Here is a 15,456-nt window from a genome sequence, read left to right as displayed (position 1 = left end):
ATCGATAAGTAATCAACATGCGTGCCACGTTAAAAAGTCACAAAAATCATTGCATTAGAGAAATTATTACGAAATTAAGAAGTGGTTTTCTCATTTTGAGAATCAGATTTAATGATATGGCTGATGGCGATAGTCAGCGCCGTGAGGATGTAAATAGGCCAGGTAAAACCTTGTGTCAAAAAGGTTCCCGAGACAATCGTACCCAGTAGACCCGCAAACACCGCGTTGGCAGCGATGTCGATGGCGACAGGCATGTCAGGGCGAATTGCAGCAATAGAGCGCAACGACGTTTTGATTAAACAGACGATAAGCGTGACAAACACCGTCAAACCAAGAAAGCCAGTTTCCGCCAGCACGCCGAACCAAGTGCTATGAACCGCATGATTGAGGCCATCCCAGTGAGGGCTATAGAAGAAATAGTTGTAGTAATAGTTTTGTAAGCCAACCCCCAGTAGAGGGTGGTCCAGCGCCATTTTAAACGCCGCTTCCCACGCGTAAAGCCGCCCCATCGCAGAGGCATCGATACCTTCTTCACCAGCACCGCCAGATGCGCGATCAGAAATCCCAGCGACCGCATACAGAAGCAGACTGCCTACTAGGCCAAGCAGCATAAGTAGCGCCTTGTTGCGAATTGTCTTGTTGGCAAAATAGCCAAGCACAGCCATGGAACCTAATAAGCCACCGCGGCTTTGCGTCTCTAATAAGGCGAGAAACAGCACCAAGCAAGTGACGATGGCAACAGTGCGTGCAACAAAACGACTTTGACGGTGGAAGCTGATACTGACACTAAATGCGAATGGGAACATCAGTACCAACGCAAGATCGTTTGGATCACCCAGCATAGAGCCTAACTCTCGTCCAATGGTGACGCGAGAACCTTCAACAAGTCCGATACCTTGAGCTGCATTGCTCAGTGCCACGGTGCCAATGAGTAAACCAGCCAATGTGATCACCATGGAAATGGCATTGAGATGTCTTGCCGTGGTGACAAGCCAGGCGATGGCCAAGGTCATCACCATGATTTTCCAGTAAACCCCTTTAAACGCGTCAAAGGCAACGCCTCGGTTTCCGGCAAAGAATAGGCCGATAAAAACGATCGCCCAAAACAGCGTCAGCCATTTCATTGCCGGGTGCCAGTAAGGTTGAATTTGCTTGGTGATCACCAAATGCCAACTCAAAGCGGCCAATGCACCAAAGGAGAGTAACAATGGAATTTTAAGTGAATAGAGTTGCGGTATCGCTTCATGAATACGGAAAAAAGAGAACACCACAAACAGAAGCACCAACCAAAACGTTTGGTTGAGGACATAAAGAATCGCGATGGGGAGAAAACACAGAACCAATATGACCAGCGGATTGGGCTGAAAATACCAAACCACGCTCAACACCATGCATGCGCTGGCGATAAAAACGAGGTGAGGGTATTTCGCTGTGGTGTTCACGCGATTTCTCCTTGTATTTCAGTTTTGCGCGATGACGAGCTCCAATTCAACATCGGGTATGCTAACCAAGTCATGACCATCAGCGTGATTAAGGTAAGAAATAGAGAGGCGAACTCGTTCGCGTTAGCATCCTGTCTGGTAAGGAGATATTGCCCAGCGATCCCCAATAAAGCCGTAGCATAGACAGCAACGAGTCGTCGGTGTTGCCACACTAATGGCAACGCTTGCTGGCTAAAATAGCTGACGAACGAAAGTCTCGCGGCTTGGGTAAGGGCTAGGGCCAAACAAATCCCCATCACGCCAATGGGTGACAAGAGGGCAAACAGCGAAAGAGCGATAACAGCGCTCAATAGGTTGATCTTGAACAGCAATGCGGTTTGTTGGCGAAATAAAACCCCGAGATTGAGCAGTTCGTAGCACTCTTTAAACATGGCAGCTGGGATGAGCAGAGCGAGGAAATGGATTGCAGGGGAAAAGCTTTCTGGCAAAGCATGAAGAACAAACACTTTGCCCAATGCAAAGACGATAACGCCAAGGAAAGCGATGTAAACAAGGCCAATTTGAGAAATTTGTGCGGCCTCGCGGTATCGCTGGCTCTGCAAATATTCAAAGCGTTTCGGCATCCACCACATACCAAAAGGTTGCACCAGAATACACATCGCTAAAGCGAACTTGGCGGCAATAGCGTAGATCCCCAATTGTGTGAGCGATGTGTAGCCACCAATAAACCAACGTTCTGCGCCATTTAAGCTAAACGCTAATACACCCGAGAACATCAGCGGAGCGGCATAGTGAAGCCAGCTTTTGAGCTGAAGCCACGAAAGTGTCATCCACTGATAGCGATGTATGACGTGAAGGGCCAGGCACTGGTAAAGCGCACTAATTAGACTGCAAGCAATAATCGCCTCAACTGCCGGGAAAAAGCGCAACACGATCATCACCGCACTGAGTTGTAGCACTAAAGCACTGACGCTCACTTTTACCAAGGTTTTTGCTTTGTCTTCTTGCATCCTTAGCCAAGCAGTGCCAATGGCAATCAGGCACTCTAGGCAAACACAAATAAAAAGCAGCAACAGGGAAACCCTTGTTACCGCTCCATCCAATGCTCGTAACGGTAGGGGCAAGTACATCACGGCTAAGATGCAAAGCATTAGCGACATGCTGGCAATCAATAGAGCAAAACTGTAGATCTGATTGACGATCTGCTTTTTGCCATCACTTGTGGTGTATTGCGCGGCAAAGCGATAAAGCACTTCGTGCAACGAGAAGGAGATCAGGAGAGCACTGAAAGTACCGATAGAGGCGAGCAGTTCTAAAGAGCCCATTTGCTCTGCAGTGAGATGATGCGCCATGATAGGTAACATGATCAAGGCCGCACCTTTTTGCAGTAACAAAGCAACACCAAACAAAGAGATATTTTGGACAGATTTTGCTCGTAGAGCGCTCGGCCATTTGATGTTCATAAGGCACCTTTTTCACTCGTTTTGACGCGGTGTATTTCTTTTGAGGCTGATGCTTTTATTGGGTTGGTTTGGCTTAGCGATTCAACGATGGCTTTGTAACACAGTTCCGAACGATAAAGGCGTGCGAGATTTTTTGCGTTTTGAGATAAACGCTTCCGAGTTGCCGGGGAAGCGAGTAAACGTTCTATTTTGAGTCGTAAATCGCGTGCGCTGTTGGGTTGGTACTTAAGGCAATGTTCACCGTCGACCAATTTTTCAGCCCAAAACGCGCCGTCGTCAGGGATGATCACCGCCATGCCCGCGGCTAAAGCTTCCAGGATGGACAAGCCGAAAGGCTCATTGTGACTGGTAGAAACAAAAATTGAGCAGCGCGCACGAATCTCATCAAGATTACTCGGCTGTTGATACCAATGAGAATAAGGCAGCGAACGGTCCGGCTCACTGACTGGAAGTTGCGTTTGTTGTGGCTGAATGTAACAGATGTGGGCATGTAAATCTTGCGGCTGAATTTTCAGCGCTTCAACAAAAAGATCCAAACCCTTCCATTTCAAAAGCGAAGCTGCCCAAAACAGTTTGCTACCATTGGGATTACAAGGTGTGGGCCATTTTTCTTGGCTGAGTCCGTTGGTAAAAGCAATGAAGTTGTGTCGCTCGAACAGTGCTTGCGCCATCTCGCTATTTGAACGGATGTTTGGCTGTTTTTCGTAGTAACGACACAAAGCACCGAACAGGCTTTTTTTGGTACAGGGTAAGTAAAACACCTTCTCTGCAATGGACAGACAGTAGCCGATCGAACGAGAGCGGGCGACGTTGCCGTGAATCACCTGAACGATAGGTGTATCGAACAGTGATTTGTACAGATATAAGGGCATATCAACCCCTGGGCCAGAAATGCCCATCAACTGATGGATCTTTGGCAAGCGTAGGGCAATGATCATCAACATGAGTAAGTAGAAACCTTGCATGGCCCAATATTTCCAACCTTGCTCAGAGATAAGAAAAGCCATGGTGGGAAGATTGAAAATGGTGCAGTTGTTTCCTTGTTCGCGCCAATTGTCTGGATTCGCACTGATGATATAGAAATGCATCGGCTGGTTTTGCCCAACTTGAAGCATCTCCAATGTCGCGATTTTTGACCCGCCCATGTAACCAATGGGATCGAAGATAAGAATATTACGTTTCATAACCAGACCTCCGTGCGGCGGACAAGTTGCAGCAGTGGCTTAAGCGCGAAGCTCCATGAAGGGCTAGGATGGCGCTTTAGTAGCAAACTGTCGTATTCGGCCTGCAGAGCTTGAGTATTGGATTGGATCGTCAAGTAGCGCTGTGCGTCTTGCTCTCCCTGTCTGGCGAGTTGGCGCGCTAGGGATTCGCAATTCATCATGCTTTCCATTGCTTTAAGGAGGGAGAAAAATGCATTGGATTTGTAGAGAAGGCCGTTGTTGCCGTGGTTAACGAATTCTGGAATACCGCCGAGATTGGGCGCGATAACGGGCAAACCCGCCATCATTGCTTCCGCTATCACTAGGCCAAACGCTTCTTGATATGCGCCACTGACAAACGCATCACCATTAGAGGCTAGCCACGAGGTCGCATCGCTGCGTTCTCCCAGAAAATGCACGCGATGCTCAAGATTGAGCTTTCGGCATAGCGTTGCTAGCGGCATGCGCATGGGGCCATCACCAATGATCACCAAATGCGCCGGCGTTTGACTGTTGCGTAGAAAATAGAGTGCTTTTAGCAGCCGATCGATGCCTTTGCGTTGAATCAGTGAACCAACGGTGACAAAGGTAAAGTGATCGTTGGGAATATTAAGGGCCTGCTTGAGTGATACCGTCAGTTGAACATGTGACAACGCAACACCGTTGTGGACAACACTGAGCTGGTTGGATTGCAACCGGTCTTTTTTTAACTCACGGCTGATGGCCTCGCTGACGCAAACAATTTTGTCGGCAAGATGAAACCCCATTAAGAAGCGCTCGCGCAATGGGTAGTCACCGTGCAACTGTAACAACAGTGGCACTTTTGTCAATCGAGAGGCTAAGCTCATCCATTGGCACGGGGCGCCACTATTCACGTGGATCAGTTTTATTTGATGCTGCTTGATGAGTTGTACGGCGCGAGAGACAAGGGATAAAAATGGCACAATGCGCCACTTGTGCTGCCCAAGCACAGCGAACACCGAAAAAACATCACAGTAGGTCGTGACCCCTTGCTCAGTCAATTTCGCATTCAATGGTTCACAATTGGACCATACAATTGGTCGGTAGCGACGCTTATCAAGGGTTTCGATGAGTTGAAACAGCGTGGTTTCACTACCACGAATCCAATTATCGCCATAGTGTACAAAGAGAATCGGTGTCGTTGTTGTCATCTGCAATCCCTACCCACGAGTGTTTGAATGGTAAGGATTGCAATGGAAATGCCAGAGTGAATATGTTTCTAACCAATTGAAATTAAAGCACTCTTGCTTTTGTTAATGGTGAGGCGTCAAATTGATTCCCAAATTGAGAATTTTTCTATCGATATGATAAGCCGATAGCAGTTGCGGTAATACAGCCTGAGGAGAGTAGTTGAGGGCTATGGTCTCTCGAGCTGTAGCAAGCAGCGCTTGGCGCTGGTGGTTGTTCATGCCGAGCCAACGATTCAGTGCTTCAGCGAGCTGCTGCTCGTTATTGGCGAGAAAGCCATTGCTTCCATCGTCAATTAAACGACCTAAATCGCCCACTTGCATTGCAATGACCGCGACACCATTCGCCATTGCCTCCAGCGCGGCCATGGGGAGGCCTTCAAATCGAGAGGAAATCACCAACACTGACAGCGTTGGCCAAACAGACCTCATGTCAGAAGTAAAACCATGAAAGTGCACATTGTCGTTGGCGAGTGTTTCGAGTGCTTCCCGTTCCGGCCCATCGCCAAACAAATGGAAGTGTTGTGAAGGAAAATGCTCCGCCAGCTCAACAAAACGATCCGGCGCTTTTTCATAACTGAGCCGGCCAACGAAACCAATCTTCTCTTGTATTTTTGGTAGCGCTTCACTGACCGAAACGAAATTGTTGGTTTGCTCTCCAGCAAAAGGGAGGGTAGACAGTATTTCTTGGCTAACGGCAAAACGATGATCACTAATAAAACTGGAGTAGCGGTCCAACAGATCATAGAGCCACAGTTTACCCGACTTTTTCTCTCCAGCGTGGTAGGTACTCACCAAGCGCAAATTGGGGAAACTCATCATTCGAGCTAACCGTGCGTAGATATTTGCTTTGTAACCGTGGGTGTGTAGAACGAGTGGTTTGTAACGCTTTAACGCTACAGCCAATTGCATGACGGGCATTGGATGGTTGCCAGACAGTTGAGAGACGTAATTGATTTGAACACCAGCATGACGCAAGTTCTTCATAATGTCGGGGCGTCGTTTGTACTTGTTGGTAAGCAGTACACGCACCGCGATATGTTGTGCTTTTAACGCACGAGCCAACTGCTCCACGTGACTTTCAATTCCACCGTAAACCAATGAATCGAGCAACAGCCAAACCTCTTTCCGTTGGCGAGCTTTCTCCACTTTATTCGCCTTTGTCGAAGGAGATGGACGGGGTTGAACAATAGGGCACTCAGACATTTTCCTCTGTCTCCCACGCCTGTTTTTTACGATAAACCGTAGAAGGACTCAGCTCTAACATCACAGCAGCGCTAATCACATTCCCATCACAAAAGGCAATGGCGTTTTGGATCGCTTCGCGCTCAATTTGCCACATGGGGCGAATTGAGCCATCACTGTTGTGAAAGGCATTTCTGTTAAGTGATTGACCATGGCCATCATTCGATCCCGTTACGTTGACGGGGTGGGTTGGAGAGTGATCATGCATTGTGGCATTGGTGGCAAGCGGAATCGAAACGGAGGGGTTGGAAGTGGCAACTTGTGCTCGACTTTGTTCCACTTTGTTGCTCTGTTTAGCCGTCAATTGCGCAGGAAGTAGCTCTGGAGTGAGTTGAGTTTCATTATTCAGCACCACAATGTTGCGGATGATGTTTTGCAACTGCCTCACGTTACCGGGCCAGTGGTATTTTTTTAAAATCGATTGTGCCTCTCTGCTGATCGAACTGAATTTTTTGTTGTCTTCCTTGGCATAACTTTTTAGAAAATGGCTGGCCAGCTCCACAATGTCGTTACCTCGTTCACGTAGAGGGGGCATTTCAATTGGCACAACATGTACACGATAGTAGAGATCTTCACGAAAACGGCCTTCTTCTACTTCCACTAACGGATCCCGGTTTGTCGCACAGATGATCCGAACGTCGACCTTCAATTCTTTGCTTCCGCCAAGGGGGGTAAAGGTACCGGTTTGCAAGAAACGAAGGAGTTTTTTCTGCATTTCCAACTCCATTTCGCACAACTCATCCAAAAAGAGTGTGCCACCGTTAGCCAGCATTGCAGCACCTTTTCTATCGGTCGTTGCTCCGGTAAATGCCCCTTTGAGGTGGCCAAAAATCTCGCTTTCCATTAGATCACGTGGAATAGCGCCACAATTGATGGCGATAAAGGGCTGATCTTTGCGCAAGCTCTGTTTGTGAATGGCTTCTGCACACACTTCTTTACCAGTACCACTTTCGCCACAAATGAACACACTGGCGGTTGTCGGCGCAACCGAGTCAATGATTTTGTATACCGCTTGCATCGGCAAGCAAGAGCCAAGGAAACCATGATAGCCGGGGCGATCAAATTTCTGCTGCATATCTTCAACGAGATGTTCTAGTTTGGCTCGTTTGAGATGAACGGCAATGGAGGTTTTTAAACGATCGGCTTTTATCGGTTTTTCGAGAAAATCTTCGGCGCCTTTGTTCATCAGGCTGACGGCGATATCAACAGAGCCATGTGCTGTCGCTATGATGACGTTAGTTGGAATGTCGTTTTGATTAATCCAATCGAGTACTTCTTCACCCGACATATCGGGCAGTTTGAGGTCAAGAATGACCAGTTGAGGCACGTTTCTTTCAATGAAACGCATCGCTTCTCTACCCGTTTCGACGTGGAAAATGTCGTAAGGCTCATCTTTGACATACTGCTTGTACAAGATGGCAAGAGAGGTGGAATCTTCAACTAACAACACTTTTGCTCGCATGGCATCTCCTTGCCGTTCCTATTCTTCTGGTTTCTTATATAGGTTTAGCACATGAGTTCAGCTTTGCTCTGTTAAGCACCTATTTTTTATTACTATTTTCTCTTTTTATCGTTTTGAGCGGTGCTGAGATTGACGTACCTACTCATGGTCGATCGCGTCCGGCTCTTCAAAACCCTGTAGTTTGCGCTGATGGAGTGCCTGCAAAGAACGCTGTGCAAGTTCGGGAAGCGTTTTGGCGAGCTTAAGCGCGTCCTTGAAGGCGTGCGCGAAGCAAAATCGCTCGGCTTCTCTGGCGACGTTCGAGAGGTTGCGATTGCCTAGTGCCAGAGATGAGCTGCCTAAGGTATGCAGTTCAAACTCGAGCTGCGCAAAATCTTCAGCCTCAATGGCTTGGGTAATCTTACCGATTCGTATTTCCGACTCTTCGATGTAGTGCTCAATAAGCATTGGCATAACCTCTGCGCTGGTATCACGAATCATCTGTTGAATGATGAGCTCATCCACCAGTGGTGCCTGAGCTTTGCTATCAGAGATCAGCGTGACAGGTGCAGGGGCTTTAACTGGCTGAACTTGAATGGAATTGTTTTCCACCATATCTCCTTGTGCGGTTTTGTGTTTCTTTAGGTGCGCCGTTATCTCATCAATTAAATGACGGCTACGCAGTGGTTTAGAGAGATAACCATTCATCCCTGCACGAAGAAATTTCTCTCTATCGCCATACAGCGCATGTGCGGTGAGGGCGATAATTGGCACGCCAGCTTGCTGGGTATCGGCAAGTTGGCGAATTTCTTTGCACGCCTGCATGCCATCTTTTCCGGGCATGGATATGTCCATAAAAATCAGGTCATAGTGCTCGCGAGAGGCCATTTTCACTGCTTCGTAACCGTCCTTGGCGAGATCGATCTCGCAGCCGAGACGTTCAAACATCGCGCGAATCACCATTTGGTTCGCGGTGTTATCTTCGGCCACGAGAATACGCACATCCTTAAGTAATGTTTCAATATCCGGCTGAGTGTCAATATCCTCAGTCGCACTCATATCGGCATCGGCCAACGGCATATCTACACTGAATAGAAAGCTTGAACCTCGGCCCACTTCACTCTCGACGCGGATTTCTCCGTCCATCAACTGAGCGAGCCGTTTACAAATGGCTAAACCCAGTCCTGACCCTTCACGAGTACGTGAGTAGCTTTGATCGACCATAGTGAACTCTTCAAACAAAATCGCCATAGCGTCTGGTTCGATTCCGATACCGGTGTCACGGATCTCGCAACGGATGTTGAGCGTATCGCCATCCATTTGCGTCTGCACCGTAATCGTCACGCTGCCCCGAGGGGTGAACTTCACAGCATTGCCAATCAGGTTCAGTAATACTTGTCTAAAGCGGTTAGAATCGCCGATCACACACGTGTTTTCATCACCATCAAAGCGTAACGACAGATAGAGTCCTTTATTTTTGGCTAATGGCTCAAAACTGTTGACGATCTCCTCTATGCAACTTTTTAAAAGAAAAGGTCTTGGGTAGAGGATTAAGGTATTGGCTTCCATACGCGAAAAATCAAGAATGTCATTGATGATCGAGAGCAGCAGTTCTCCCGATTCTTTGGCGGTGTGAACCAAATTTTGCTGGTGATGGTCGAGCTTGGTTTCGCCCAAAATGCCCAGTAAGCCCAAAACGCCATTCATGGGAGTGCGGATCTCGTGAGACATAGAGGCGAGAAAGCGACTTTTGGATTCATTGGCTTGTTCGGCTTGGTGTCTTGCTTGTTCTAACTCTTGATAGCTGGTGGCAAGATTTTTCGACATATCATCAAAGGCATTAGCAACTTTCCCGATTTCATCAGAACAAGAAAGGTTGAGCTGATATCCAGGACCATCATTGGACACACGCTCAACTGCGCGGGTCAGTTTGTAAAGGTTGGTGCTTAGATAACTGCCAAGGAAATAAGAGAAAAGTGCGACCAGCAACACTTCTAAAATCGCAATCAAAACAAACAACTTGCTCGCTTCGTCAAGGGCGGCTTGTACCGTATTGGTATCAAAACCCAATCGAATGTCGCCATAGACGACACCATCGACCATGATCTCCTCATGGACATCAAAGATGCGATCGCTGAGGATGAGTTGCTTATCAGATTCTACAGACAAACCTTTGCTGGGTAGATTGCCAGCAGAGGCCAACTGCTGGCCGTTGGCATAAATGTCAACATAGCTCACACCGGGCAACGCGTGAATTTCTTTAGTCAAATCTTCTAGGGTTGCGATATCGAACGATAGGAGAGCGTCTTTTGATGCACGAGCGAACATGGCGGAGGTAGAAAGTGCTTTTTGGATAAACTGGTCTTCGTTTGATTGCCGCATATAGTTCATAGCACTAAAAACCAGCAGCATCAGCATGACCATTTCGATGCACCCGATGCCGATGATGGTTTTGATTCTAAAAGACATCTGATACCTCCTTCTTTTTGCTTCAATGCTCTAACACGTTGATATTCAATGCTCGAATGTCATTCCAGTCTTGATCTAACGCGGGAAGAAATGCATGAATTTTTAAAGGGCTTAGAAGCTCTTCACCATCGTTGCGTTGGTGCAAGTTTGTCAGCGCAGTTTGGATGGCGAGCTGAGTGTCGCGATCGATCTGTGCTTTCACTGCGATCGGGTGTGGGGTATAACCAGCACTGGTCCACAGGACTCGCAGTTGCTTGCGGACTTCTTCTGGCGCAGCGTTGAGTGTGCGTTCTATGCCGCCACCTGCCGCGATAAAACCCTTCGCGACATTGAGATAAACCGAATCGTGTGACGAGACATATTTGGGCTGAAAGGAGATGCCTTGTTGGTTTAGATACCCCTGAGTCAGGATGGTTGCAGCGAAAGCAGCTGGGGAGGGAAACGCAAGTGTTTGACCAGAGAGCTGTCGGACATCATCAATATCGCTCCCTGCGTTAACCACAATCAGCCCATGAATACGTGTGTCTTTCGCTTTGGCAATGGCTTGATAGCCAGAACGCTCGTGATAGACGACATAGTGATACGGGTTCATGTAGGCGATGTCGTAATCGCCATTCGCGAGGCGTTGCTCGAAGGTTGGAATGTCAGGTGCGGTGGCAAAAACAATCTCCAAACCGGTTGTTTCACTCAACGCTTTAATGACGGGCGTCCATGTTTCTGCAAGGCGACTGGCCGATTGTTGTGGGACGATACCAAATACCAATGGTTTGGCGATGCCGAACGACGAAAAGAACAGCAATGCAATTATCAGCAAAAGTGAGCGTTTTGTTTTCATTGTCATCTCTCCGATTGTCAGTAAGGCAAATTGAGAAATTCATTACGGTACAACCAAATTTCTAAGCGCTTTCTTAAGCTTAGTGGAAGAAAGCGGAACTTATTCAGTTGTCGGACAAGTTCTTCTGAAAAACTGGGGGCATTTTTCATATTGAGAATGGTGCCAATCAAATGGATAGAACTGGCACTGAGTAGATTTTGCGCCTGTAGGATTTGGTTTTCCGTTGTCGTGCCATAACAGGCGACTAAAATGGTGGCATCGCACGCACTTGCGACGCTTTGAGCGGGTACATTGCCTTTGTTGAGATTAAGCAGTGGTGAGGTATCTATCACGATGCGCTCATAATGGCTTTGCCATTTATTGACCGCAGCGCACAAGTTAGCGGGATCCTTATAGCTTAACTTGATGGCGGTTTGCTGTGGGACAGGTAAGCCCACCAATACTTGATGCGTTTCGTTGTGCTCAATCAGAACCCCGGGTTGCTCTTCATGCTCAAAACTGTGCACATGGTGAAAGGCGGGTTTAAACAGATTCAAGTCTACATAGAGCGTGTTATGTCCCGCCAGAATAAAACGTTCAGCGAGCGCAGTGGCAATTGATGTGACGCCGTCACCTGAGCAGCAACCAGTTAAGCATATAGTGCGAATTTGTTCGAGTTCAGCCTTTAAATAAATCTGCTCAATTTCAGCATGGGTTGCAGGAATCGTCATTACAATGCTCCTATCAAAACAAGTGTGGTGGTGATTTGCAGCACATCACGCAATCCAGCGCGGGCCTTTTCCAACAAACTTTCATCACGGCTTGGAATGTAAATAGTGTCACCTGCACGAATAACGGGGAGATGATAAATGTTGGCGGTTTTACTGAAGCTGACTAAATCGAACGTGCGCGCTTGGCCTTGACAGCATGACATGTTCACCACACTTATCTTTTCTAGATAGGCACTCGAGCTTGGGCCACCAGCCTCGGCAAGCAAATCTAAGATCGTCATGTTGTCATTGAACGCGTAGCGACCGGGTTTGTTGACAGCGCCCAGTACTCGCACGGTGGATTCTTTACTGGTATCAAGCCAGTTTTTCTCTTTTTCGGGGATATAGATCGTATCACCGGCTTTGACTTGCGGCAGCAGCGACTCGTCACCAGTTTCGAAATAGAGCGATAAGTTTAGTTTGCTCACCAGTGAATAGCTCTTATCACGATGAGTCACGCGAATGTTGTGGATATCGGCGTCTTTGGTTGGTCCATCAGCAGCAGACAAGATATCAAGGAAGTGCATTTCGTTGGTAAAGCGATAGCGGCCTGGGGCGTTAACTTGACCGAACACGTAAATTGAGGAGTCAGAACTTTGTCTCACCCACTGCGATTTGTTGTCTGAAGGATCCTGTGGCAGATCGTGCACGCGAACAATCGCGCCTGCTTGGATTCTCGGTAGCGATTGGCTTGGTGCGCCTTTACGAATAAACGCATCCAGATCAAACACCTGCATTTTCCCTTGATTGACGACTTCAATTTTTGTTGTGTCAGCGCGCAGCGTCGGGCCGCCAACATGAGCGAGAAGATCCATCAAATCCATTTCATCAGACCACTCTATGCGGCCGGGACGAACGACTTCTCCCATCACTGCCACCGCGCGATCGGGCGCGACTTTGAGCCATGACTTTTCGTTCATGTCGGTTTTTTCTGGTACGAAAATTGTGTCACCCGCTTGGATCTGAGGTATCTTGCTGTGACCTAAACCTTCGGTGTGAGCGGTTAAGTCAAAACGAATCACACGGCCATCCGCTTTTAGCACGCGGATTTGGCGCGATTCAGCAAAGCGCGTTGGGCCACCTGCATTGGCAAGAATATCCATGAATGTTGCGCCAGGTTTGCCCTCATAGGCTCCCGGTTGCGCCACTTCACCCATAATGTAAATCGTGTTCGCACCCGATTTGATCTCTTCTTCTTGGCGAGGCACAAAGACGGTGGAACCCGGTGCAATTTCAGGAAGTAACGAGGCATCGCCACTGTCTAGGTATTTTTTTAGGTTGAAGATTCGCGGCTCATTGTTCGAGATAACACGGATCTGCTCAACGCCAGCGTAGCGAGTAACACCGCCAGAGCGCATTAGAATATCTACCAAATTGGTGTCCGCTTTGTAACTGAATGAACCCGGAGAGTTGACCTCGCCGAACACTTTTATTCCTTTCGCAGAATCAGCGCTGTCACCACTGTCGGCCAGTTTGGCAGGATCGAACGTCTGTTCGATGTTGCCAACAAGTGGAGAGGCAGGCACAAATAGGACATCCAGCGATGTAAGCGCTGGCAGTAACTCATCGTTACCCGTATCAAGAAACTGCTTATAATTAAACTCGCTGCGATCACTTCCTCGTTTGAGCTGCATTTTGTCGAGCTGAGCGCCTGAACGGAGTCCGCCTGCGGCATGAAACGCCATCTCGACACTGGCACCTTGGGGTAGGGTATACTCACCCGGTTGGGTAACATACCCCTGCACTGAAATGAGCATTTGTTGCTGTTTGATGAATACTGCGAGGTTACTCACATCGCGAAAAACGGTGGACAGCGACTGTTTAACCGCATTTTCAAGCTGTTCTGCTTGATAACCCGCTACATAGATAGGGCCGATTTCTGGCAAGGTAATGCGCCCACGCTTATCGACTTGAAACCCACGATTGAGACTCCCCTCACCCGGTAGGTTAATTTGAATTAAATCGCCGACTTGGACACGTTCTTCTATCGCCTTTGCTTTAAAGGGCGCCAATACAACGAGCAACAAAATCAGTAGCAAATAATGTTTGGCTAAGCTCATGGTCGGCCCCCTGAATTTACTTTTTGCTCGGTTTGAGCAGGCGATTGCACTTCGATACTGACGCGGCGATTGGTGAGTCTTACCGCGGCACTGTCACCGTCAAATAGGGGCAGTTTTTCGCCCAAAGATTGAGTGGTGATACGCTCTGGCGAAAGTCCAAATATGGTGAGGTAACGTTTCACTTGTTCCGCACGATCCATGGCAAGTTTTTCGTTGTACGACTCGTTGCCAGTGGCATCTGCATGACCAGTGACCGCCAAAGTGAGCCGCTCGTTTTCACGCAATAAGTTCGCCGCTTTGGCAAGGTGTCCCATGTATTTAGGGTTGATTTCCGCTGAGTTAACGGCAAATTGATTGTCTATATTGAGTAGCTGATAAATATCGTTGACCACATCCAACTGCAAGCGGAACTGATGTTCATCGTTGGGTGGTACACAACGGGTTTGAGACAGCACGTAATCTAACTGCTGTTCCAATTGGTGAAGGCGCTTACGTTGAATCACTAGATCATTGGCCGCATCGAGCAACAAGCCACCTTGCAACTCACGAGCGATCCGATTTTGCAACTCAAGCGCTTGCACGACAGATGCGGGGAAGCACCATTTGGCGCCTTCTCTGATTAAAGAGTCAAGGTGCAACTTGGCGATTTGCCAGTCAAAGCGCATACCGTGTTCAGGACCTAAAGGCTCATCAGGCATCACGGGAGAGAAGTCGGCATTCTCGTAATGAATGTTTTGGTAGCTTTCCGCCATCCCTCCGCTGCCTTGTTCAGGGTAACTGGCGCACCCCGATAGAAACAGAAGTGTGATGCTTAATAGTGATGATATTCCGTTCGATTTCATGCCAACCTCCGTTCTCTTCCAGAGTATTTTTTATGGTTAAAACTGCTTCGAGTTGACCGGGATGGCGTGGTCTATACGCAGTAGGCTGATGATTTCTAATGGCTGACCGCGAACATTTTCAATGCGCATGCTTCGGTCACGTTCAATCAGACGTTTGTAAAGGTAAACAATCGCGCCAATGCCTGAAGAATCCAAAAATTCGACACCCGCCATATCAACCTCGATGTCATGGTGAGCATCGTTGTTGATCAGGTTATCGATGTGGATTTGGGCTTGACGGCTGCCATGGGCGTCAAAGTTTCCAGTGATAGATAGGGTGAGTGTGTGTTGATTAATGTCGAGTGTGCAAAGTTCCATAATATCGTTCTCCGTATTGGGATGATGTTATGGGAGCAGGTTGTATGCCAAAAATATAAATCACAAATTTCAATATGTTACCCAACACATTACCGCCATTCTCAATTAGAGAGGACGAATTCTCAATTTGAGAATCATCAAAA

Annotated in this window: 12 protein-coding genes; all 12 read right to left on the bottom strand. The window is 47.9% G+C overall.

What is annotated here, in order from left to right; genetic code table 11:
• Positions 1-74 precede the first annotated feature (74 nt).
• Positions 75-1,391, bottom strand: a complete 1,317-nt coding sequence (locus LZU85_RS14580) for an O-antigen ligase family protein (RefSeq protein WP_237287431.1) — start codon at positions 1,389-1,391, stop codon at positions 75-77.
• Positions 1,392-1,438: 47 nt separating this feature from the next.
• On the bottom strand, positions 1,439-2,905 hold the full coding sequence (locus tag LZU85_RS14575; protein WP_237287414.1) for a lipopolysaccharide biosynthesis protein: 1,467 nt from the start codon (positions 2,903-2,905) through the stop codon (positions 1,439-1,441).
• A complete protein-coding gene (locus LZU85_RS14570) occupies positions 2,902-4,089 on the bottom strand; it encodes a glycosyltransferase family 4 protein (RefSeq protein WP_237287413.1) in 1,188 nt (395 codons plus the stop codon). Before LZU85_RS14570 ends, LZU85_RS14575 begins: the two co-directional genes overlap by 4 nt.
• On the bottom strand, positions 4,086-5,279 hold the full coding sequence (locus LZU85_RS14565) for a glycosyltransferase (protein WP_237287411.1): 1,194 nt from the start codon (positions 5,277-5,279) through the stop codon (positions 4,086-4,088). The genes LZU85_RS14570 and LZU85_RS14565 overlap by 4 nt, the downstream gene beginning before the upstream one ends.
• A 102-nt stretch (positions 5,280-5,381) precedes the next feature.
• Positions 5,382-6,521 carry a glycosyltransferase gene (locus LZU85_RS14560; RefSeq protein ID WP_237287409.1) on the bottom strand — a complete coding sequence of 380 codons (1,140 nt, stop codon included), beginning with the start codon at positions 6,519-6,521 and terminating at the stop codon, positions 5,382-5,384.
• Positions 6,514-8,022: a sigma-54-dependent transcriptional regulator gene (locus LZU85_RS14555; protein WP_176298758.1), complete on the bottom strand. Its 1,509-nt coding sequence runs from the start codon at positions 8,020-8,022 to the stop codon at positions 6,514-6,516. The genes LZU85_RS14560 and LZU85_RS14555 overlap by 8 nt, the downstream gene beginning before the upstream one ends.
• Before the next feature lie 138 nt (positions 8,023-8,160).
• On the bottom strand, positions 8,161-10,470 hold the full coding sequence (locus LZU85_RS14550; protein WP_237287407.1) for an ATP-binding protein: 2,310 nt from the start codon (positions 10,468-10,470) through the stop codon (positions 8,161-8,163).
• A 22-nt stretch (positions 10,471-10,492) separates the two neighbouring features.
• A complete protein-coding gene (locus tag LZU85_RS14545; protein ID WP_237287405.1) occupies positions 10,493-11,305 on the bottom strand; it encodes a phosphate/phosphite/phosphonate ABC transporter substrate-binding protein in 813 nt (270 codons plus the stop codon).
• A gap of 17 nt (positions 11,306-11,322) precedes the next feature.
• Positions 11,323-12,015, bottom strand: coding sequence for a P-loop NTPase family protein (locus tag LZU85_RS14540; RefSeq protein WP_176298761.1), 693 nt, complete (start codon positions 12,013-12,015; stop codon positions 11,323-11,325).
• Positions 12,015-14,114 (bottom strand): SLBB domain-containing protein, encoded by a 2,100-nt coding sequence (locus LZU85_RS14535; RefSeq protein ID WP_176298762.1) that lies wholly within the window; start codon positions 14,112-14,114, stop codon positions 12,015-12,017. Before LZU85_RS14535 ends, LZU85_RS14540 begins: the two co-directional genes overlap by 1 nt.
• Entirely contained in the window at positions 14,111-14,956 is an 846-nt protein-coding gene (locus LZU85_RS14530) for an OmpA family protein (protein ID WP_176298763.1), read from the bottom strand. Before LZU85_RS14530 ends, LZU85_RS14535 begins: the two co-directional genes overlap by 4 nt.
• Positions 14,957-14,992: 36 nt before the next feature.
• Positions 14,993-15,313, bottom strand: coding sequence for an STAS domain-containing protein (locus tag LZU85_RS14525; RefSeq protein ID WP_176298764.1), 321 nt, complete (start codon positions 15,311-15,313; stop codon positions 14,993-14,995).
• Between the last annotated feature and the right edge of the window lie 143 nt (positions 15,314-15,456).

The sequence above is a fragment of the Vibrio floridensis genome (assembly GCF_021852965.1).
GTDB lineage: Bacteria > Pseudomonadota > Gammaproteobacteria > Enterobacterales > Vibrionaceae > Vibrio > Vibrio floridensis.
Note: the sequence above shows the minus strand (reverse complement) of the source record. Positions and strands in the feature narration are given on the sequence as shown.